Consider the following 17,354-nt stretch of genomic DNA (forward strand, 5'->3'; position numbering starts at 1 on the left):
GTTTGCAAATTTCCGACGCAGTTTGCTAAATCCGTTCCTAGCCTGTTCACGCCTCACAACCGTAACAAGAAAAAGCCCGCATCAAGCGGGCTTCTCTTTTTGTGCCGATTGGAAGTTCTCCAGCTTCCTAATGGCCTCCTCGGCCAAGGCAGTCTTGCCGCCGAGGTAGTGCGTATCGAGAATACTTTCTACGTCCTTAAGGCTATGTCCGGTAATAGCCGCGATCTGCGCCACTGAGCATCCGGCGAGGGCTAGTCGTGTTACCGCTGTTCCGCGTAGATCGTGGAATGTTAGATCCTCGATGCCAGCCTTCTTCTTCGCTTTCGTCCAGCTGGTGTTGAAGCCGTCCGACGTCCATGGCAGCTTGTCGCGCTTATTGGTGAGGATGACCGGCGAGATGCGGGGCATCCCGTCAAGCAACTCCTTGAGCGGTTGACCTGCTAGGATCTTCACTCGCGCATTCGTCTTGCCCTGTTTCACCTTGATGTGCGTGCCGTCGTAATCGCTCCACGGCGCCTTGAGGACGTCGCCCTTACGCTGGCCTGTCCACAGGGCGATAATCACCGCGGCTTGGATCTGTGGCGATGCTACGGCAAAAAGCCTATCCAGCGTCTCGTCGGTCCAGACGTTTTCGGCTCGGTCGACGCTGTAGATGCGCCCACCACGCTCCGCTTGGTTGACGGTAATCCTGCCGCGGTCTTTTGCCACGGATAGGATCCTAGCGAGAACCATCCACGAGAAGTCAGCCGTGCGCGGCTTGTCCGCCATGCTGTCTCGCCACTCCTTGAACTTGCCGCGTGCTCGCTTGTCCTGCAGCATGGGCAGGGTCATTAGGCCGAATTCATCGCGCACCTTGTCGATGTATCGATTGTATTCCTTCTGCGTCTTCTGTGCGAGGCCGGTAAAATCCGTAGATGCCTTGTACTCGGTGATGAGCTTATTCATGTTCTCGGTCGGATCGACGAATCGATCCTTCGTCGCATCGACATATGCCCTCATCAGGAGCGGGTCACCGGGCTGCAAAGGGAGGCCCGCCTTGTCCTTGAGAAGAGGGCCGCCGCGCCAAGCATAGCAGTAGGTGACGGTCTTACCGCTTGCGAGGCGTTTTTTTACCTTCGCTAGACCTTTCAGCTTTTCGCGCATTTTTCTCGCGCTCCCACTTCTCGAATTCGTCTTCCACGTTGTCGTTCGCTGCTGCTGGCGCACCTATGCCGCTAATCTCGTCAAGCTTTGCATCGATCGCTCTTCTGTCCCACTTGCGCGTGCCAGCAATTGCCGGCGGCATCTTATGGGTTGCCACCCACAGCGAAAAGGTCGATTCGCCTATACCGAGATAAGCTGCAGCTTCTTTGCGGCCAACAAGGCGAGGCACGTTGTCATTGGCTGGTGACATGCCCTGCCTCCGATCTTCTCCGCGCCTGGCATCGGCGCCACTGTTCGCGGCGTCGTTCAGCGTGCCGCTTGTTGGTGTGATAGTAGACGGTGCCCTCGTCGACGCCGTAGTCGGCGGCGATCTTGTTGACCGGAACTTTGCCGACCATCGCCCGCCACTCGTTAGCCGTCTTGATACTGATGCGTTTGGTGGTCATGGCATACCCACCTCCCTCGGTGACGGCGATGGGGAGCGACGGTTCCATGTCTCAACCGCCTCGTCGCGGCCAAGTGAAGCTGATGGGCCAGCGTCGCAGTTCTTGCAATGCAGCGCCCACAGCTTGTTGGCGTGCTTGGATTGTATGATGAGTGGATCGCCGCCGCAAAATGGGCATGGCAAAAGCTTGTCGGTCATGATCCACTCCTCGATTTGATGCTCGGCAACGTGCGATCGTCCTGCAGGGCGCGATAGGCGAAGCGCTGGTTCCAGCGGGAATGGGTAGAAAAGCCGAAAGCATGCTGCCCGATGTTCTGCCGCGCCTGGCGCTCGGCCATCTGAATGCGCAGGGTCATGATGGCGATGTCTCGCCGGCACTGGCCGCTGTTTCGCAGGATATCTACGAGCAGGCCCCATCCGGGTTCCTCGGCTTTCGACAGGCGCGGCGGGCGCTTCACGACGCGCCATGTCGAGCCGTCCCATTCGAGAAGGCCGGCCCACGACGGCACGTCCAGCTTTGTCAGAAGGCCGGGCGGGGTAACGTAGATGAAGCGATCGGAATGACGCAAAGCTCCCGCCTGCTTCTCTTCAGTGTCGCGCTTGAAGTCCTGCCGCGAAACCTTGATCTCGTAGCTCGTCGCACGAAATCCAGCGGAGCGGGTTGGCTCCAAGGTCCAGAAGTCGATACGCGTCGTCGAACCACGGAACGGAACCTCGGTCGCCCAGATCTTGTCGCCGCTGATGGAAACCAGGGCATCAAGGATGTGATCGGCGGTCAGGCTCATAGCTGGCCCTCCGTGGTCGTCTGGCGGGCGGGGTCGGCGAGCATCGCCTCAAGCTCGACGATACGGGCCTGATACCTCGCGATGATCCGGCCGTAATATTTGTCGGCCGCGCTCGGAGCGAAGGGGGCGATGTATTCAGGCTTGCCCGTGGTCGGGTCTTCGTCGGCCTCAGCGGCGGCCATCTTCGCAAGCCATTCCTTGGTGATGTCGAGTTTCATGGCTGCGAACCTTTCTTGAGTTCGAGATAGGCGTCGATCAGCTCGTCCCGGTTTTTGAAGCCGGTTTCGCGCTCGATCTTGGCGTCTTCCATGTCAGGGGTGTGAGGATCGCCGCCGTAGAAGGTGACCTCGGCGAACTGCTCGACGCCGATCAGGTTCATACGGAACACATGCTTGACGGAGAGCATGCCTTCGCCGCTAGGGATGTGGACATTCATCTCTCCCGGCATCTTGGCGAGAGCGTCACGAAGTTCGCTCACCTTCATGGCTGGCCCTCCGTGGTGAGGGCAGCGCGGGCCGTAGTGTGCCAGTTTGGATAGGTCGAGGTCGAGATGATCGATTGAGCGCGCTCGATTATCTCGCGATAGCGCTTCTTGTCGTATTCCTCAGCTTGGGCAACGCCTTCGAGGTAGTCCTTGAAAGCCTCGCCAAGATCAACCTCGCCATCCACAACCGGATCGTAGCCGTATTTCTGCAGGGTCTTGAGGATTTCCTTTGCCCATTCAGGCCACGGCACCTGACGCGCCTCGTAGCGTTCGTCTTCCAGGCTCGAAATGCGCTCTTCCAGCAAGACGATTTTCTCGGCGTCACTCCCCACCACATTCGATTGCGGGGCTGGGTTCCGATCCGGCTCCGTCCACCCGTATTCGTCGGCGCGCCAGCACCGAGCGAAGAACTTGAAAAATCTCTTGATCATGCCGGTTCCTCGCAAAAGATGCCGCATTCTATTTTCAGTTTTTTGAGAGGCCGACCCTTCGCGTCTGCTGGCAGCTCGTCCAGAAATATGCGCTTGCCTTTGTGGCGGACTAGCCGAGCGCCAAGGCGTCTGGACTGCACGGCTCGTTCTCCGAATACCGCGGGTCGCGTGGTGCGAACGAGGTTCCAATAGGTCGGGCTGGTGGCCTTCACGCAGCCGATGCAGTTGGCATTCGGGTAGCCTTCGGCATAAACGCGAGGCAGGGCAACGCCCGCCTCCGTAAGGACCGCCGCGCAATCGTCCTTCGTCTTACCGGCATCTATCAGGATGGGCAGGACGTTGCTGCGCTCGGTCAGCACGAACCGATCATACCGGCTCTGCTCCTCAGCTGTGAAGCCGAGAACATGCCAATGGACCTTGTGCAGCTGCTCGTAGTCCTGGCGGGCTTCCTTCTTACCGTGGACGGTGCAAGGGGCGCCGCGAGGGAATACCATTGCGCCGCGCTGATCCCAGATCTTCACGGCTGAACAATGCGGATATTTGGGATTGCCATGGAAGATGAGCGGACGACCGAGCCACGCGGCAACGTCCTTGCCAAAGCGAAGATTATCTTCGTCTTCCTCTATAATCGGATTGTTGACGATGCGAACATCGCACAGGTTGCCGTATTTCTGCAGCGTCAGGTAAGCAGCGACGGCGCTGGCGGCTCCGTTCGAGAACCACACGACAATCGTATCGCCTTCCTTCGGGGTCAGGTCCGTCATGGCTTAACCTCCGCCGCTTTGACGCAAGCATCCACGATGCTCCTCAGATGGTCGGCGAGGTCGTCGCTGTCGGGCATGAAGTGCGTAAGGGCAAACCGGTCGACTATCTTTTGAACGGCTGCATCGCCGGCCTTTCTTATGGCGACGGACCCCATCATTCTCGGTGAAGGTGATGGGGAGCGCGGCAAGGTGCCCATGAGGTAGCAGGTCCAATTGATATTGGCCTTTTCCCAATAGGCGCGGGCATCCGCTTCATCGTCGAAGACGGCCACATCCATCTGCGGATCGTCGAACATGACGAGGAATTGCCGCTTAGGCTGGTCTGCCGGCTGGCACCAGATTTCCTGATGTTCTGTCATGCTGCCACCTTCGTGAGTTCGTGATACCGGCTGAGAAAGGCCTCGGCGGCGTTCTCTGGAAACCACGGAGTGATCTCCATCTCGTAAGGCTCGATATCGTTGAGGGACCATTTTTCGCCGCGCCAAAGGAGAAGGTCGCGCCGCTCAGTCGCCAGCATCCGAACGTCGGCCTGCTTGATCGCGACAGGGTCGGTCATGGTAATGCCAAACCGCTTAAGGATCGCCGCCTCGCAACGTTTCTCGATGGCCTTGAAGCCCGGAACCAGCGATTTGAGCGGCGCTGTCATGTCTCCGCATACGGCTTCGCCGACCTCATGCATCAAGGCTTGCAGTGCCATCTCCGGGGCGACGACCGTGCTCATGCGGACGCAATGCTCTGCGACCGAATAGAAGACGCGGCGTTTGAAGATACGGCTGTAGCACTGGCCGGCGCAGCGGCCCTCGAATGCGAGGCCATAAGCAATGTCCTCGATCGTGATTTCGCTGTTCTCTGGATCTTCGAAGTCGAAGTAAGTGCCGGAACCAAGTAGGATCGTCGGGCCAATCGCCCTGCGGATAACGCTTTCGCGCATCGTCTCGATCGCGGCTTCTTCATGGGTGACAGAATTTGTCATGGCTGGCCCTCCGTGGTGGCGTCGGCGCCGTCCTGCTTAGGCAGGTATGCGACCTTGGTCGAATCCTCGTGATAGCTCCCGCTGGTCTGGGCAGCGTTGAAGGCATCAACGGCAGCCTTCAACATATCAAGGCCTTTTAGATCGTGCGTTGATGCGTCCTCATGGTGATCATCAAGGACGTTATCGATCAGGTTTTCGAAGTCGATGCGGAACGGGTTGAACGTCGAGCCGTAGACGTAGCTTGCCCCGTCCTCGATAGCTTCCCACGTGTCATGAAAATACTCGCCATCGGCATTGAAGCAATTTTCGATGGTCGCGGCGTCAACCACGGTTGCCTTCTGGAGCTTGGAGCTCTCCCGGCATTCCGAGCACTTCAGCCAGCCCTTCGGCGTTTCCTTGCCGCATGCTTCGCAAGTGTCGTGCGTTCGGCACTGCCAGCATTCCTCCGCCGCGCGCCGCGCTGCCTCGTGGGCCTGCTCCTCACGGCAGACATAGATCTTGGGCGAATGTGCCTGTCCGCATTTCGGGCATGCATAGAGCATAGGCTTTTCGGCCGGATCGCCCTTTTTCACCAGGATGATGACGTCGCTTGTCGCCTGCGTTTGCGACACGGGCGCGGGGGTGGATGATGCTCGAAAGCCGGCATAGAACGCGGTGACTGAAGCGGGGCTGTAGGTGTCACCATCGCGCCACGCCTCATAGGCCGTCTGGATTTCAAGATCCGAGCCGTGGCCGACTGACTCAGGTGCCGCCGTGGAATTCACCCACTTCAGAAGAGCTTGTCGAAGGGCGACTTCTGTCGATTCGTTCAAGTCCCGGATGCCGCCACAGATGCCACTGTGTTCCGTGAAGCTCCAGAATTCTGAAAGCGCCGTCTCGACGTAATCGGGTAGAGAAAGGCTTCCACCATTCCCGGCGGCGCTACTCTGGTCAAATGCGGGCAATTCCTGCGATGTATAGCTCATAGGCTTTTCTCGTGCCAAAGTCGCGGGGATGCTCTTGTCGACGCCCATCACTCCGACCTCGCAATGAAAAGCATCAACACTACAAATCCGATGGCGACCGCGCCGGTGACGGCCCAAACCGACAAAATCAATTCCCAATTTTCCATCACTTCATCTCCAAGACATATCCGCGCCACTTGGGCATCGGATCGCAGCCGCGCTGCAGGGTGGAAGTGCAGCAGCCCGTGAGGGCCGCTGCGATGATCACGAGGGCAACCAGCCTATGCGACACGGCGCTGCTGCTGAGGACGGCGGTTGTCATTGGCCGGGCGCGGCTTGGTGCCGCTCTCCTGGCGCAGCGCTGCAGCGATGGCCATGCTGCGGCGGTTCCGGCGGCGCTCGTGCCAGCCGGCTACGGCGGCCAGCACCTTCGGCGTGTTCGTCGAGGCGGTGAGGTTGGCAATCACCTCGAGATTATCGGTCTGGCGGGTCGGCACGAAGTCCGCATGGAATTCGGCCGCAAGTCTTCTGGCGTCCTGTTGGCGCATGGTGTGGTCTCCTCTTGTGGTGGTGGGTTAGGCTGCTGCGGCTACTGGTGCGACGTAACCAGTCGCTACGGCCGGCGATGCTGCGATGATCTGCTGGAGGATCGGTTTCCATGTCGCCCAGAAGCGAAGGGCGGTCTTGCCGTCCATCTCCGCGATGCGGCGATCGTCGAAGGACCACCACTCCGAGATTGAATGCAACTGGCAACCGATCTGCATCATGTCGGCAGCATAGGTGACCTGATACTCGCCCGCCTGGATTGTTTTGATGTGCTTGTTGTTGCCCGAGGCGTTCCACATCTTGGCGCCGTCGAGGTTGGCGCCGTCGAGGTTGGCGCCGTCGAGGTTGGCGCCGTAGAGGTTGGCGCGCTGGAGGTTGGCGCCGTCGAGGTTGGCGCGCTGGAGGTTGGCGCCGTCGAGGTTGGCGCCGTCGAGGTTGGCGCCGTAGAGGTTGGCGCGCTGGAGGTTGGCGCCGTCGAGGTTGGCGCGCTGGAGGTTGGCGCCGTCGAGGTTGGCGCCGTCGAGGTTGGCGCCGTAGAGGTTGGCGCGCTGGAGGTTGGCGCGCTGGAGGTTGGCGCGCTGGAGGTTGGCGCCGTCGAGGTTGGCGCCGTCGAGGTTGGCGCCGTCGAGGTTGGCGCCGTCGAGGTTGGCGCCGTAGAGGTTGGCGCGCTGGAGGTTGGCGCCGTAGAGGTTGGCGCCGTCGAGGTTGGCGCGCTGGAGGTTGGCGCCGTCGAGGTTGGCGCCGTACTTGATCGCCATTTTCACGGCAAGTCCCATCTTTACCGACGGGAGCGCGCTCTCTGTGCAATCGATCTCGGCAGTGAACTGCACTTCGCCGGACCATCTGTTCAGGATTTCAAATTTCACAATAGTCTCCTCTGCCGCTCAAGGCGGTCAACGTGGTGTGGTGGTGTGGTGGCTTGTTAGACCCGCGCGTCAGCGGCCATGTGCCGCTCCATCTGCACGAGTTGGTATCCGACGCCGGCAGTCAGCATCACGAGCACGACAAAGAACATTGCGTGCGTGAGCGCGCTCTGTGTTTCGACAATGTGCTTATGAATGGGCGTCAGTTCGATGCGGCGCGGGCCGATCAAGCGGCGTTCCCGTCGACAACCGCGCTCATAGAAAACACGTCGTAGCGCCCGCCGTGCAGATTCTGCAGGCGCTCAGCCTCGGTGCGAGCCGAGTCGATGTCAGGATGTTCGAAAGGGAGCTTGCCGGCGAGGATCGAGCCGGTCTTGATGCGGCCAGTGCGACCGCCGCGGCGAAACACAAAATGCCCGCCGCCGACCTTTTCATTGCGGCGCGGGCGCGGATGGCGCTTGGACTTGTGGTCGGGGCGCTGCATTGGCTCTGCCGAGCCGGCAGCATTCGTCGGGGTGTAGTCGTGGTCGAAGTCGATGTTGAGTGCAGGTCTCATGATGGTCTCCTCTGTGGTGAAGCCCGCCGTGGTGGGGCGAGTGAGGAGAAGCATATGTCGGCCGCCTGAGATCGTCAACAGGTAAAAGTGGTAAAACCTGTTTAATTAGTATTTGCCCGCAAGAATGATCGGATGAACGCTTACCACTTCGTCTCGAGCGAATCGAACTTCTGATGCGGGGTTGTACTGCTTGAGCACCAACTCGGATCCGGTCCAGCCAACAAATTCCTTTACGTAGCCGAAGGGCGGCACATCTTCCGAGTTGGGTCGGACCTGTATAATCACGTCATCGCCGCGCCGCGCAGGCTTGGTGGGATGGACGTAGACTGTCTCGCCAGACTTGTAGCGCGGGAACATCGATTCTCCATCGATGTAGACCGCATAGGCGTTGGCGACATTGGCGAGGGAGGGCGGGCAGGCGACGTAATCGAGGATGTGGCCATTGAAGCTGTATTCGCCGTCGACACCGCCAACCGCTTCGCCGAGGACGGGGATCATGCGCTCCTTGCCTGGCGTCGAGATTGGGCCGAGAATGCGGGCGTCGGGAAAGGGCGGCGATGACGCAAGCGCCCTGCCGATGTGGACCACGCCTCGCTCAATCAGAGCCTTATCTTCCATTTCATTAGTCGCCTCGATCATCATCGCTTGCATCTCGAGTTCGGGAATGCCGAGCGACTTGGCGATGGTCCGCCACTTTCGTGGATTGGCCGTGTTTCCGCGCATCAGCTCGGAGACCGCCTGCTGGCTCATGTCGAACATGTCTGCAAGCTCTGCCTGGTTCAAATTTCGCTCTGCGGCGATCGACGAAATGGTGTCGGAAAGACGTGACATTGAGGCTGCCCTTATTGTTTTTTCGGACTTCTACAATTTATTCCACAAAAACACAAACAAGCGCTTGACTGGCGGGTACAACTGGTACAAATTGTGATTGTCACCAGATGGCGGGGGCCAGATGGAGGACGAAAACATGGCGAACCACGACGAACCAATACCAAGAAGAAGAGCGAAGCTCCACGAGAATAAAAGAAGCTGGCCAGCGCAGGAGCGCGGGCCGCCAAGAAGAGCCAACAGGGCAACCCGCTCCCAACGGGATTGAAGACCCAGAGACCGGCCAGAATAATTGGAGGATTAAAATGACGAATGGATTGTGCGGCAGAAGAAGACGAACGGAACAGCATGGGGGCAGGAGAAGAGCCCTCGAATACCATAAGCCGCCATGAGGGCGGCTTTTCCTTTTTATAGGAGCGCCTTTTAGGGTTCCATCGACGCAGCTACTAACTGCGTTGAGGTCGAGGAGACGCAGGCCGGCGCGTTATCGCTGCCGGCCTGCACCGCCCCCGAAAAAAACAAACGGGGCGTTAAGACCCGGTACCACCCGGATCCGCCCCGTTTTAAACTGAGATCAACGGCCACCACAGCCTCCCTCAGTTCATGAGGAGACCATGTTTTGAAGCATGGCCACACGAAAGAGATATGCCTTCCGCGGCAGACTGTCAATCTTTCGCAACAAGCGCACTTGCGTACACCCAATGTAACCACCAGACATTCGCCACCCTGACACCACCAGGGACTATTGAGGAGACCAAATGAGACCTAGAGCAATCTCGGCCGAGGCACTTTCCGTGCTTCGTGAAATGAAGCGCAGCGGCGCAAGCTACCAGACACTCGCTGATTTCTACGGATGCGGTAAGAAAACCGTCATCGACGCCTTCAACGGCCGCAAACCGGCCCGCCCGGCTCGCACCGAGCACCCCGACCGCATCACGGTCATGTCCGCCCACAACGGCGGGTGCTCCACGACATCCGGCCTTATGCCGGTCACGCTCCCGCGCCTTTGTTGCCTGGATCCCCGCGTTGTGGCGAACGACAACCGCATGCCGGAAATGGCGGTGGCGGCATGAGTTGCCCTGATTGCGGAGGTATCGACGTCGGTGACGTCGTCGAGCACAAGATGAACACCGACATCGTCGGCATTGTCATAGGCTTCATGGGAAGCCTTGCGGTTATCCGCACCAGCCCGACGCTCGAAACAATGTCTTTCCACGAGTGGGAACTGCGAGAGATCGCAGACGAGGACGCGCCGCCGGCCAATGCGGAAGAGCCGCCGACGGCCGTCATCATCAATTTCGAAGACTATTTGCGCGGCGTGAAGCCGCAGGGGAGAGCGTGATTATGGGTAAGTTCAAGGTAGGTGACAGAGTAACGCATAACGCGGCGTCGAATGTGGATGTCGAGCGGCACTGGAATGAGAACTTCCGCCGAACTCAGGGAGACATCATCGACGGCGCGCTCGTCATTGTTGGCGTATACGAATGGAACGTCGGCCTCAGCAACAAACCAGGCCCGGCATTCTTCTACATGCCTCCGGATAAGCTCAAGCTGGCGGATCCAGTCGAATGGGTGCCGAAGGTCGGCGAGCGAGTCCGCTGGCTCGGAAAATTCAAATCCGGAATGTATACGAAGGGTAAGATCTATCAGATCCACAAATCCACGGAGTACAGCCTTTTCGTCACCGACGATACCGGCAGCCTGGAGCACACGTGGAGCCAAGGCGAGCTCATCAAAAACTTCGAACTCGTCACGTCCCTCACCATTGAAGCCGGCAAGTTCTACAAAACGCGCGACGGCCGGAGGGTCGGGCCGATGGACGAATGGACCTCGGGACAATTTCGCGAGAAAGCGGGTAACGGACGTTTCTGGATGAAGAGCGGCGAAGGCGTCCATGAGCCCGACCTCGTCGCCGAATGGGTCGACGAGGTCGTCGAGCAGCCAGCCAATTCCAGCAACGACAACGAGAATCCGGTAAAGCCGAATTTCAAGGTCGGTGATCGGGTGCGGGCGATTAAGTCCAGCTTCGGTGGCGCCGTTTCGGCTGGTGATGTCTATTCGGTGACCGAAGTCACTGACTATGGCATTCGCTTCATCAATAAGCGTGGCCGAAAGGACGGATGGAACTCGGAAAATTTCGAACTCGTCACTCCCGCCACACCGACCAACCCCGCCATTGTCTGCCTGATCGAAGACGGCCAGCCGAAGCCTTCGAGGTATCCGCGCGTCCATGCCGGCGAAGGAGAGGCAAGCGGGGAGGCTGCTCGTCTGGCGCAAGTCTACAAGGGCCAGAAGTTCGGCGTCTACGTGCTGACCCAGGCCGTCAGCGAAGGGCAGATCTACGCCCACGAATGGCAGAACTTGGCCGCCAACGGCAACAAGATCGGCGCAATCAAGGCCCTGCGCGAATTGGCCAGCCTTGACCTCCTGTCGGCAAAGAAGGCCGTCGAGGTCTTCGCCGAGAAGGCCGCCTAACCCCACCAACCTTCACCACAGCAACAGCCGTGCGCCTAACCAGCGCACGGCGAGAGGAGACCTATGTCCACAGCATTCCAGAAAGTGCTCGATAAGGAGCACGAGAACGACAGCAAGCTCGGCATGCCGTCGACGAGCTATGAGCACCACGTCCGTCGCAAGACGCTGATGGAGAAGCTTGCCGGCGGCAAAGGCTGGCGCGTGCCCGCCAAGGAAGTCCGCAAATTTGCCGATGGCACCACGCGCGGCCAGCGCAAGCGCGCCCTGCGTGCCGTCTTTGATGCCAAGGTCAGCGAGGATCGGCCGCACATATACATGCACAGCGCGGCTCGTCGTCGTGCCTTGGCTGCAGAGGTGAGGGCGGCGGCATGAAAAGGGCCGTTCTCAATGCCTTGCTGGCGAGCCTGAACGACCCATCGGCTGGATGGGAGTTCAGTGAATACGAAGCCATCAACCGGCGCATCCAGTGCTCGATCTGGATCGCCAACAGCTACTACGGCCTGTCGGTCAAGTTCTGGGGTGAGAAGATCCAGGCCGGGACGAGAGAGTACAGCGCCGCAGTGGAATACGAGAACAACCATCTCGGCTTTTGGATTCCATGGCGTCATCGCCTCTACAACGCAGCGTACCGTCAGCAACAGGCCTATGTCGCCAAGAAAGCCGTTACAGTTGAGACACTCGTTGCCGCCATCCAGTCAGCGTCGGAGGCGGCATGACCAAATCCCCATGGGCATCCTACGCCACCACCGGCACGCCGCTCGATTACGTGCCGATCGACGCTCCTATCGTCGCCAAGTCCGACATTCCTGACCGGCCTTCGCGGCTGTGGTGCTGGGTCTACGCAACCGGCGCGCTGATCGTCGGCGTCATCATCGGAGCGCTGTTGTGACCGCCGCTCTCGCTCTGGTCGGAGGCTGCGTGCTCGTAGCCTTCACCGCACTGGGAATCGTCACCTACGTCGCCCCAAAACCCACCAAAACCACCACAAAGAGGAGACCCAAATAATGGGACGCATTTTCGGAGCCATCGTTGGCTTTTTCATCTTCCTTGCCGGCATCAGCGTTGTTTTCGGCAGCTGGTACACGATCGACGAAGGCGAGCGCGGGGTGCTCACCCGTAACGGCGCCGTAGTTGGCGTCGCAACGCCTGGCCTCGGCTTCAAGATGCCGTTCATGGATGGCGTCGAAAAGATCACGGTTCGTACGGAGATCATCAACTTCGACAAGCTCGGCGCCTACAGCCGAGACCAGCAGTCCGCCGAGATGCGCGTCTCGGTCAACTACCGCATCCTGCCGGATGCCGTGAAGGAGGTCTATTCCAACTATGGATCGGCCGAGGGCATCGCGGCCCGCCTTATCCAGCCTCGCATCTACGAGACCATCAAGACGGTATTCGGACAGTTTACCGCCGTCTCTGCCATCCAGGACCGCGAGAAGCTCAATGCCATGGTTCGTGAAGCTATCGGCAAGAACGTAGGTGGCCCGATTGTCATCGAAGGCGTGCAAATCGAGAATATCGACTTTTCCGATGCCTATGAGGCCAGCATCGAGCAACGCATGCTTGCCGAAGTCGAAGTGCAGAAGCTTCGTCAGAACGCGGAACGCGAGAAGGTGCAGGCAGAAATCACTGTGACGCAGGCTAAGGCCAAGGCCGACGCCGTCCGGGCCGCTGCCACCGCTGAAGCAGAAGCAATCCGCATCAAAGGCGAAGCCGAGGCATCTGCCATCAAGTCCCGCGGTGCTGCGCTTCGCGACAATCCCGGCCTCGTCGACCTGACGGCCGTCGAAAAGTGGAAGGGTGACCTGCCATCCACGATGGTGCCAGGTTCAGCCCTGCCGTTCGTCGGCATCAAGTAACCACCCACCACAGAGGAGACCACATGGCTATTTCATGGGACAAACTCGAAGACACTTCCGACACCGACCCGCCAATCGTGACGCTCTACGGCGGCGCGAAGCTCGGCAAGACCACCCTCGCATCCGAATTTCCGGCACCCTACTACTGCCGCACCGGCGAAGGCGAAAGACAGTCGGCAGGCGCGCCGATGAAGTCTTTCGGCGTGTCCGAGACCTACCAGGACGTCATCGACCAGATGGAGTACCTGCTGCAGGCGGAACACGACCGTCGGTCGTTCGTCCTCGACGCGCTCGATGGTCTGGAAATCATGATCCACGCCGAGGCGTGCGCTCGAAACAACTGGCCCGACATCGAGGCGCCGGGCTACGGTCGCGGCTATCAGGCTGCGCAGATGATCTGGCACGAGTTCATCAACAAGGCGCTCGAGCTCAAGAAGGCGGGCTTTTACATCGTCCTCATTGCGCACGTGAAGGCCAAGACCGTTCCGGGCGTCACCACCGACAGCTACCCGCGCTACATGCTCAACCTCCGCGACGACTCCGGCAGCGCAATCTGCGATGCGTCCGATCTGATCGGCTTCCTGCACCAGCCGGTGTCGATCAAGAAAGAAGACCTCGGCTTCAAGAAAACCGCCAATCGCGGGCAGGGCGGCGGCGACGTGTCCATCGCTGTACAGGAGAGGCCGGGATTTATCGCCGGCAACCGCTATCAGATGCCGAAGCCAACCGTTGCCTTCAAGCTGGGCAAGGGATTTGCAGCCCTGAATGCATTCTTCCCGCCGCAGAAGGACGTGACGACAGAAGCTGTTGTTGAGGAAGAGGAGGAGGCAGCGTGAGGTTCAACTGCGGGCCGGATGCCCGACAGAGGAAGCAGAGCGCGCGAGACTACTGGTGCCGGTGGCACCGTTGGTTTGCCTGGTTCCCAGTACGCATTGGTCAGAATGACTGCCGATGGCTCGAATACGTCGAACGCAAGGCTAACAGCATCCATGGTGCTGGTCTGATCTTCGAGTGGACGGGCTACGACTTCAGCTACCGCGCCATCAAAACCTAACCACACCACCACAGCAAGGAGACTAGCATGGCCAAGATTGGCTTCGACTACGAGGTAGACTTTGAGAATACCGACAAGCAAGGCGGTGGCGGCATTCTGCCGAACATGTACGCCCGCATCTGGGCGGAATCCATCGAACTGAAGGAGACCAACGACAGCAAGGGTCATCAAGCCGAAATCACGTTCGAAGTGCAGGAGCCGGAAGCCTACAAGGGCAAGAAGTTCTGGGCCTACTGGACCATTGTCCACTCCGACGGATTCAACTTCGGACAGTACAAGTACGGCAAGCCGATGTTTGACCGCCTGGCTCGCGCCGTCGATGTCAACGTGACCGGCGACACCGATACCGACGAGCTGCTCTTCAAGCCTTTCGTCGTCGAGATCGAGGTGCAGGAAGGCGGCCCGAAGAACGACGGTAGCGGCACGAGCTACAAGGACAAAAACCAGATCGCCAAGTTCTTCTTCGAGGATGACGCGGCGAAGGAACCTGTTCCGGAGCTCGGATTGATCGGAGATGGCTCGGCGAGACGCCCGCCCTTCGGCGGCAAGGCCAAGACAGCGGCGGCCAACGACAACCGCGCGCCTGCTGCGAACGACAATCGCACGGCTTCCAAGCCGGCAGCCGCTGGCGGCGCCAAGAAGAATCCTTGGGCTAAGTGATGACCGTCAACGAGTTCAAGGCATGGCTTGATGGCTTCGAGGAGGCGATGGGCGGAAATCCGCCCTCCGCCGAGCAGTGGAAGTCAATCAAGGCAAAACTGGCGAAGGTCAATGACGCGCCGAAGCCGGCTTACCGCGAGGACCGTCCTCGCAACTGGCTGGCGGGCCAGCTCGCCGATGGCGCAATCCAGATGCGCTAACCAACTTGGCGGGCCGCCGCACCAGCGGCTCGCCTGCCACCACAAGAGGAGACCACCATGCAGCTGACCATCAGCCGCACCGAACTCGCACGCGTCGTTGGCGCTGTGGGCAAGGTCATAGAATCCAGGAACACCATCCCCATTCTGTCGAACATCCTTCTCGAAGCTGAGGGCGACAGTCTGTCCGTCACCGGCACGGATCTCGACATACAGGCGACGACGACTGCCGAGGCCACCATCCAGAAGTCCGGCAAGATTACCGTCAGCGCCAAGCTGCTCGGCGACATCGTGCGCAAGGCGGCCGGCGACACCATCGCGATTGAGCTCAAGGATAGCCGCCTGCACGTCAAGGCTGGCCGGTCCAACTTCAGGCTCGAGACCCTGCCGGCCGCCGACTACCCTGATCTAGCCACCGGCACATATGCTGCGGAGTTCGAGATCGACCTGGCTGCGCTGTTTGCACCGGTGGCCTTTGCCATTTCGACCGAGGAGACCCGTTATTATCTAAATGGTATCTTCTTGCACGTGGTCGACGGGATCGCCGTGGCAGTATCGACTGACGGCCACCGTCTTGCTCGCAATCGCGGTCCACTGGTGCCCGACTTCGCCGGCATTATCGTGCCGCGGAAGACCGTTGGCTTGCTGCCAAAAGGATCTGCAAACGTATCAGTGTCAGACACCAAGATACGTATTCGGCACAATGACCTCGTCATCGTATCGAAGCTGATCGACGGCACATTCCCCGACTACGTTCGCGTCATTCCACGGGATAACGACAAGGTCGTCACCGTCAACCGAGATGAGATGATGAAAGCGTCCGACCGCGTCGCATCGGTCTCGACCGAAAAAGGCCGCGCGGTGAAGTTCTCGATTGCTCCGGGTGGAATTTCCCTCGCCGTTCGATCCGACGTCGACGAGGCGCAGGACGAGGTCGCGGCCGAGTATACCGGCGAGCCTTTCGATATCGGTTTCAACGCCGCCTACGTCCGAGACATCTTTACGGTCCTGCCGGCAGGCGATGTCGTATTGAAGCTCGCGGGTGCCGGGTCGCCAACAGTGATCACCGGCGGGCTCGAAGGATGGGACGGCGTTCTGATGCCCGTGCGCGTCTGATGACCACCACCGAGCTAGAAGGCGGGCTGTGGCGGCCCGCCAACGCGACCGATGGCCACGACTTCGAACGCAACTGGTGCAGTCACTGCTTGGAAGAGCGCGGCGAAGATTGGGAAGACGAGTTCGGCAATCATGTCGAAGGTTGGTGCCCGATACTCTCGCATGCTCGATGGGGCGGACAGCCCGAAGAATGGATCGTCCGTCACGGCCAGCCTTGGTGCACTGCTTTCCGCCAGGATCTAGGTCGGCCGGCGCGATGCCTATTGACAGAGGAGATGCCGCTTGGCTCCCATACCCAAACCGGAATCTAGCACCGTCTCCGCCATCTACGCGGCATACGAGGCCACCAACGAGCATTACGACAGTCTTGGCATCAGTGTCGGCTTGGCGGCGACGGATTGCGACCGCGCATTGTGGTTCATCTTTCGCTGGTGCGCCGACCCGGAACGCCCCGACGGTCAGAAAATCAGCATCTTCCGTACCGGCGACTTGTGGGAAGATCGGCTCGTCGCGGATCTTGAGGCAATCGGCTGCGAAGTCGAAGGGCAGCAGGACCGCATTAGGCTTTCGGCCGGTCATGTTCGCGGCAAGATCGACGGCCGTGCGATCGGGCTACCGGAGGCTCCGAAAACCGAGCACCTCTGCGAGTTCAAGTCGTCCAACGACAAGGCGTTCAAGGAACTGCAGAAGGACGGCTGCCAGAAGTCCAAGCCGCTCCACTATGCCCAGGTTCAACTGGGCATGCATGCGCTGGGTCTGAGCCGAGGGCTCTATCTCGTCGTCAACAAGAACACTGACGAGCGATACGCCGAGCGGATCGAGTACGATTTGGAATACTGCCTGCGGCTCTTAGCTCGCCTCGAGCGCATCATCGCCGCCGACGAACCGCCACTCCGCCTTTGCAAAAAGCGTGACGACTTTCGCGGCATGTTCTGCCGGCAGGCGGCTGTTTGCTGGGGAGAAGATACGCCGCGCGTGACTTGCCGCAGCTGCATTCACTCGACGCCACTGATGACCGGAAACGCCGCATGGGACTGCGCGCGGTGGCATCAACCGCTGTCTTTCGACGATCAGAAGGCCGCTTGTCCGGCTCATCTATTCATACCCGCAACGCTCGCCGGCCTAGAGATGGTTTCGGCAGACCAGGAGGCGGAGACCATCACCTACCGTCGACCAGACGGAACGAAATGGACTGACGGCGCCACCACCGCCTGAACACCACAGAGGAGACCTT

29 protein-coding genes are annotated in these 17,354 nt (G+C 59.7%); 12 read left to right on the forward strand and 17 right to left on the reverse strand.

What is annotated here, in order from left to right; all coding sequences use genetic code 11:
- Positions 1-81: 81 nt before the first annotated feature.
- From AC0JZ4_RS13005 to AC0JZ4_RS13085, 17 genes are all read right to left on the reverse strand, one after another.
- Positions 82-1,143, reverse strand: coding sequence for a tyrosine-type recombinase/integrase (locus AC0JZ4_RS13005; RefSeq protein ID WP_471886787.1), 1,062 nt, complete (start codon positions 1,141-1,143; stop codon positions 82-84).
- On the reverse strand, positions 1,088-1,393 hold the full coding sequence (locus AC0JZ4_RS13010) for a helix-turn-helix transcriptional regulator (protein ID WP_471886788.1): 306 nt from the start codon (positions 1,391-1,393) through the stop codon (positions 1,088-1,090). Before AC0JZ4_RS13010 ends, AC0JZ4_RS13005 begins: the two co-directional genes overlap by 56 nt.
- On the reverse strand, positions 1,377-1,589 hold the full coding sequence (locus tag AC0JZ4_RS13015; RefSeq protein WP_471886789.1) for a hypothetical protein: 213 nt from the start codon (positions 1,587-1,589) through the stop codon (positions 1,377-1,379). Before AC0JZ4_RS13015 ends, AC0JZ4_RS13010 begins: the two co-directional genes overlap by 17 nt.
- Positions 1,586-1,786, reverse strand: a complete 201-nt coding sequence (locus AC0JZ4_RS13020; RefSeq protein ID WP_471886790.1) for a Lar family restriction alleviation protein — start codon at positions 1,784-1,786, stop codon at positions 1,586-1,588. Before AC0JZ4_RS13020 ends, AC0JZ4_RS13015 begins: the two co-directional genes overlap by 4 nt.
- Entirely contained in the window at positions 1,783-2,373 is a 591-nt protein-coding gene (locus tag AC0JZ4_RS13025; RefSeq protein ID WP_471886791.1) for a hypothetical protein, read from the reverse strand. The genes AC0JZ4_RS13020 and AC0JZ4_RS13025 overlap by 4 nt, the downstream gene beginning before the upstream one ends.
- Entirely contained in the window at positions 2,370-2,591 is a 222-nt protein-coding gene (locus AC0JZ4_RS13030) for a hypothetical protein (protein WP_471886792.1), read from the reverse strand. Before AC0JZ4_RS13030 ends, AC0JZ4_RS13025 begins: the two co-directional genes overlap by 4 nt.
- On the reverse strand, positions 2,588-2,857 hold the full coding sequence (locus AC0JZ4_RS13035) for a hypothetical protein (RefSeq protein ID WP_471886793.1): 270 nt from the start codon (positions 2,855-2,857) through the stop codon (positions 2,588-2,590). Before AC0JZ4_RS13035 ends, AC0JZ4_RS13030 begins: the two co-directional genes overlap by 4 nt.
- Entirely contained in the window at positions 2,854-3,288 is a 435-nt protein-coding gene (locus tag AC0JZ4_RS13040; protein ID WP_471886794.1) for a hypothetical protein, read from the reverse strand. Before AC0JZ4_RS13040 ends, AC0JZ4_RS13035 begins: the two co-directional genes overlap by 4 nt.
- Positions 3,285-4,052 carry a hypothetical protein gene (locus AC0JZ4_RS13045; RefSeq protein ID WP_471886795.1) on the reverse strand — a complete coding sequence of 256 codons (768 nt, stop codon included), beginning with the start codon at positions 4,050-4,052 and terminating at the stop codon, positions 3,285-3,287. Before AC0JZ4_RS13045 ends, AC0JZ4_RS13040 begins: the two co-directional genes overlap by 4 nt.
- Positions 4,049-4,411 carry a hypothetical protein gene (locus AC0JZ4_RS13050; RefSeq protein WP_471886796.1) on the reverse strand — a complete coding sequence of 121 codons (363 nt, stop codon included), beginning with the start codon at positions 4,409-4,411 and terminating at the stop codon, positions 4,049-4,051. The genes AC0JZ4_RS13045 and AC0JZ4_RS13050 overlap by 4 nt, the downstream gene beginning before the upstream one ends.
- On the reverse strand, positions 4,408-5,025 hold the full coding sequence (locus AC0JZ4_RS13055) for a hypothetical protein (protein ID WP_471886797.1): 618 nt from the start codon (positions 5,023-5,025) through the stop codon (positions 4,408-4,410). The genes AC0JZ4_RS13050 and AC0JZ4_RS13055 overlap by 4 nt, the downstream gene beginning before the upstream one ends.
- Entirely contained in the window at positions 5,022-6,038 is a 1,017-nt protein-coding gene (locus tag AC0JZ4_RS13060; protein ID WP_471886798.1) for a hypothetical protein, read from the reverse strand. The genes AC0JZ4_RS13055 and AC0JZ4_RS13060 overlap by 4 nt, the downstream gene beginning before the upstream one ends.
- Positions 6,039-6,250: 212 nt before the next feature.
- Entirely contained in the window at positions 6,251-6,517 is a 267-nt protein-coding gene (locus AC0JZ4_RS13065) for a hypothetical protein (protein WP_471886799.1), read from the reverse strand.
- Between the two features lie 27 nt (positions 6,518-6,544).
- Positions 6,545-7,381 (reverse strand): pentapeptide repeat-containing protein, encoded by an 837-nt coding sequence (locus tag AC0JZ4_RS13070; RefSeq protein ID WP_471886800.1) that lies wholly within the window; start codon positions 7,379-7,381, stop codon positions 6,545-6,547.
- A 56-nt stretch (positions 7,382-7,437) separates the two neighbouring features.
- Positions 7,438-7,608, reverse strand: coding sequence for a hypothetical protein (locus tag AC0JZ4_RS13075; RefSeq protein WP_471886801.1), 171 nt, complete (start codon positions 7,606-7,608; stop codon positions 7,438-7,440).
- Positions 7,605-7,934, reverse strand: coding sequence for a hypothetical protein (locus tag AC0JZ4_RS13080; protein ID WP_471886802.1), 330 nt, complete (start codon positions 7,932-7,934; stop codon positions 7,605-7,607). The genes AC0JZ4_RS13075 and AC0JZ4_RS13080 overlap by 4 nt, the downstream gene beginning before the upstream one ends.
- A 105-nt stretch (positions 7,935-8,039) precedes the next feature.
- The gene (locus AC0JZ4_RS13085; RefSeq protein ID WP_471886803.1) at positions 8,040-8,765 is read right to left on the reverse strand and encodes a S24 family peptidase; all 726 of its coding nucleotides are present in this window, start codon (positions 8,763-8,765) and stop codon (positions 8,040-8,042) included.
- Between the two features lie 755 nt (positions 8,766-9,520).
- Between AC0JZ4_RS13085 and AC0JZ4_RS13090 the strand changes: the two genes are divergently transcribed.
- The 12 genes from AC0JZ4_RS13090 (at position 9,521) to AC0JZ4_RS13145 (ending at position 17,335) form a co-directional block, all read left to right on the forward strand.
- A complete protein-coding gene (locus tag AC0JZ4_RS13090; RefSeq protein ID WP_471886804.1) occupies positions 9,521-9,835 on the forward strand; it encodes a hypothetical protein in 315 nt (104 codons plus the stop codon).
- Positions 9,832-10,104 (forward strand): hypothetical protein, encoded by a 273-nt coding sequence (locus tag AC0JZ4_RS13095; RefSeq protein ID WP_471886805.1) that lies wholly within the window; start codon positions 9,832-9,834, stop codon positions 10,102-10,104. The genes AC0JZ4_RS13090 and AC0JZ4_RS13095 overlap by 4 nt, the downstream gene beginning before the upstream one ends.
- 2 nt (positions 10,105-10,106) lie before the next feature.
- Entirely contained in the window at positions 10,107-11,237 is a 1,131-nt protein-coding gene (locus AC0JZ4_RS13100) for a hypothetical protein (RefSeq protein WP_471886806.1), read from the forward strand.
- Positions 11,238-11,300: 63 nt separating this feature from the next.
- Positions 11,301-11,609 (forward strand): hypothetical protein, encoded by a 309-nt coding sequence (locus AC0JZ4_RS13105; protein WP_471886807.1) that lies wholly within the window; start codon positions 11,301-11,303, stop codon positions 11,607-11,609.
- Positions 11,606-11,953 (forward strand): hypothetical protein, encoded by a 348-nt coding sequence (locus AC0JZ4_RS13110; RefSeq protein WP_471886808.1) that lies wholly within the window; start codon positions 11,606-11,608, stop codon positions 11,951-11,953. The genes AC0JZ4_RS13105 and AC0JZ4_RS13110 overlap by 4 nt, the downstream gene beginning before the upstream one ends.
- Entirely contained in the window at positions 11,950-12,126 is a 177-nt protein-coding gene (locus AC0JZ4_RS13115) for a hypothetical protein (protein ID WP_471886809.1), read from the forward strand. The genes AC0JZ4_RS13110 and AC0JZ4_RS13115 overlap by 4 nt, the downstream gene beginning before the upstream one ends.
- 115 nt (positions 12,127-12,241) lie before the next feature.
- Entirely contained in the window at positions 12,242-13,093 is an 852-nt protein-coding gene (locus AC0JZ4_RS13120) for a prohibitin family protein (protein ID WP_471886810.1), read from the forward strand.
- A 23-nt stretch (positions 13,094-13,116) separates the two neighbouring features.
- Positions 13,117-13,929 (forward strand): ATP-binding protein, encoded by an 813-nt coding sequence (locus AC0JZ4_RS13125; RefSeq protein WP_471886811.1) that lies wholly within the window; start codon positions 13,117-13,119, stop codon positions 13,927-13,929.
- Between the two features lie 245 nt (positions 13,930-14,174).
- Positions 14,175-14,807, forward strand: a complete 633-nt coding sequence (locus AC0JZ4_RS13130; protein ID WP_471886812.1) for a hypothetical protein — start codon at positions 14,175-14,177, stop codon at positions 14,805-14,807.
- On the forward strand, positions 14,807-15,007 hold the full coding sequence (locus tag AC0JZ4_RS13135) for a hypothetical protein (protein ID WP_471886813.1): 201 nt from the start codon (positions 14,807-14,809) through the stop codon (positions 15,005-15,007). Before AC0JZ4_RS13130 ends, AC0JZ4_RS13135 begins: the two co-directional genes overlap by 1 nt.
- A gap of 57 nt (positions 15,008-15,064) precedes the next feature.
- Positions 15,065-16,120, forward strand: coding sequence for a DNA polymerase III subunit beta (gene dnaN, locus AC0JZ4_RS13140; protein ID WP_471886814.1), 1,056 nt, complete (start codon positions 15,065-15,067; stop codon positions 16,118-16,120).
- A gap of 282 nt (positions 16,121-16,402) precedes the next feature.
- Entirely contained in the window at positions 16,403-17,335 is a 933-nt protein-coding gene (locus AC0JZ4_RS13145; protein ID WP_471886815.1) for an oxidoreductase, read from the forward strand.
- Positions 17,336-17,354 lie beyond the last annotated feature (19 nt).

The organism is [Rhizobium] kunmingense (genome assembly GCF_977018605.1).

Coding starts and splice junctions, on each gene's coding strand:
- AC0JZ4_RS13005 (WP_471886787.1), bottom strand. CDS start 1,143: ATGCGCGAAAAGCTGAAAGGTCTAGCGAAGGTAAAAAAACGCCTCGCA.
- AC0JZ4_RS13010 (WP_471886788.1), bottom strand. CDS start 1,393: ATGTCACCAGCCAATGACAACGTGCCTCGCCTTGTTGGCCGCAAAGAA.
- AC0JZ4_RS13015 (WP_471886789.1), bottom strand. CDS start 1,589: ATGACCACCAAACGCATCAGTATCAAGACGGCTAACGAGTGGCGGGCG.
- AC0JZ4_RS13020 (WP_471886790.1), bottom strand. CDS start 1,786: ATGACCGACAAGCTTTTGCCATGCCCATTTTGCGGCGGCGATCCACTC.
- AC0JZ4_RS13025 (WP_471886791.1), bottom strand. CDS start 2,373: ATGAGCCTGACCGCCGATCACATCCTTGATGCCCTGGTTTCCATCAGC.
- AC0JZ4_RS13030 (WP_471886792.1), bottom strand. CDS start 2,591: ATGAAACTCGACATCACCAAGGAATGGCTTGCGAAGATGGCCGCCGCT.
- AC0JZ4_RS13035 (WP_471886793.1), bottom strand. CDS start 2,857: ATGAAGGTGAGCGAACTTCGTGACGCTCTCGCCAAGATGCCGGGAGAG.
- AC0JZ4_RS13040 (WP_471886794.1), bottom strand. CDS start 3,288: ATGATCAAGAGATTTTTCAAGTTCTTCGCTCGGTGCTGGCGCGCCGAC.
- AC0JZ4_RS13045 (WP_471886795.1), bottom strand. CDS start 4,052: ATGACGGACCTGACCCCGAAGGAAGGCGATACGATTGTCGTGTGGTTC.
- AC0JZ4_RS13050 (WP_471886796.1), bottom strand. CDS start 4,411: ATGACAGAACATCAGGAAATCTGGTGCCAGCCGGCAGACCAGCCTAAG.
- AC0JZ4_RS13055 (WP_471886797.1), bottom strand. CDS start 5,025: ATGACAAATTCTGTCACCCATGAAGAAGCCGCGATCGAGACGATGCGC.
- AC0JZ4_RS13060 (WP_471886798.1), bottom strand. CDS start 6,038: ATGGGCGTCGACAAGAGCATCCCCGCGACTTTGGCACGAGAAAAGCCT.
- AC0JZ4_RS13065 (WP_471886799.1), bottom strand. CDS start 6,517: ATGCGCCAACAGGACGCCAGAAGACTTGCGGCCGAATTCCATGCGGAC.
- AC0JZ4_RS13080 (WP_471886802.1), bottom strand. CDS start 7,934: ATGAGACCTGCACTCAACATCGACTTCGACCACGACTACACCCCGACG.
- AC0JZ4_RS13085 (WP_471886803.1), bottom strand. CDS start 8,765: ATGTCACGTCTTTCCGACACCATTTCGTCGATCGCCGCAGAGCGAAAT.
- AC0JZ4_RS13090 (WP_471886804.1), top strand. CDS start 9,521: ATGAGACCTAGAGCAATCTCGGCCGAGGCACTTTCCGTGCTTCGTGAA.
- AC0JZ4_RS13095 (WP_471886805.1), top strand. CDS start 9,832: ATGAGTTGCCCTGATTGCGGAGGTATCGACGTCGGTGACGTCGTCGAG.
- AC0JZ4_RS13100 (WP_471886806.1), top strand. CDS start 10,107: ATGGGTAAGTTCAAGGTAGGTGACAGAGTAACGCATAACGCGGCGTCG.
- AC0JZ4_RS13105 (WP_471886807.1), top strand. CDS start 11,301: ATGTCCACAGCATTCCAGAAAGTGCTCGATAAGGAGCACGAGAACGAC.
- AC0JZ4_RS13110 (WP_471886808.1), top strand. CDS start 11,606: ATGAAAAGGGCCGTTCTCAATGCCTTGCTGGCGAGCCTGAACGACCCA.
- AC0JZ4_RS13115 (WP_471886809.1), top strand. CDS start 11,950: ATGACCAAATCCCCATGGGCATCCTACGCCACCACCGGCACGCCGCTC.
- AC0JZ4_RS13120 (WP_471886810.1), top strand. CDS start 12,242: ATGGGACGCATTTTCGGAGCCATCGTTGGCTTTTTCATCTTCCTTGCC.
- AC0JZ4_RS13125 (WP_471886811.1), top strand. CDS start 13,117: ATGGCTATTTCATGGGACAAACTCGAAGACACTTCCGACACCGACCCG.
- AC0JZ4_RS13130 (WP_471886812.1), top strand. CDS start 14,175: ATGGCCAAGATTGGCTTCGACTACGAGGTAGACTTTGAGAATACCGAC.
- AC0JZ4_RS13135 (WP_471886813.1), top strand. CDS start 14,807: ATGACCGTCAACGAGTTCAAGGCATGGCTTGATGGCTTCGAGGAGGCG.
- dnaN (WP_471886814.1), top strand. CDS start 15,065: ATGCAGCTGACCATCAGCCGCACCGAACTCGCACGCGTCGTTGGCGCT.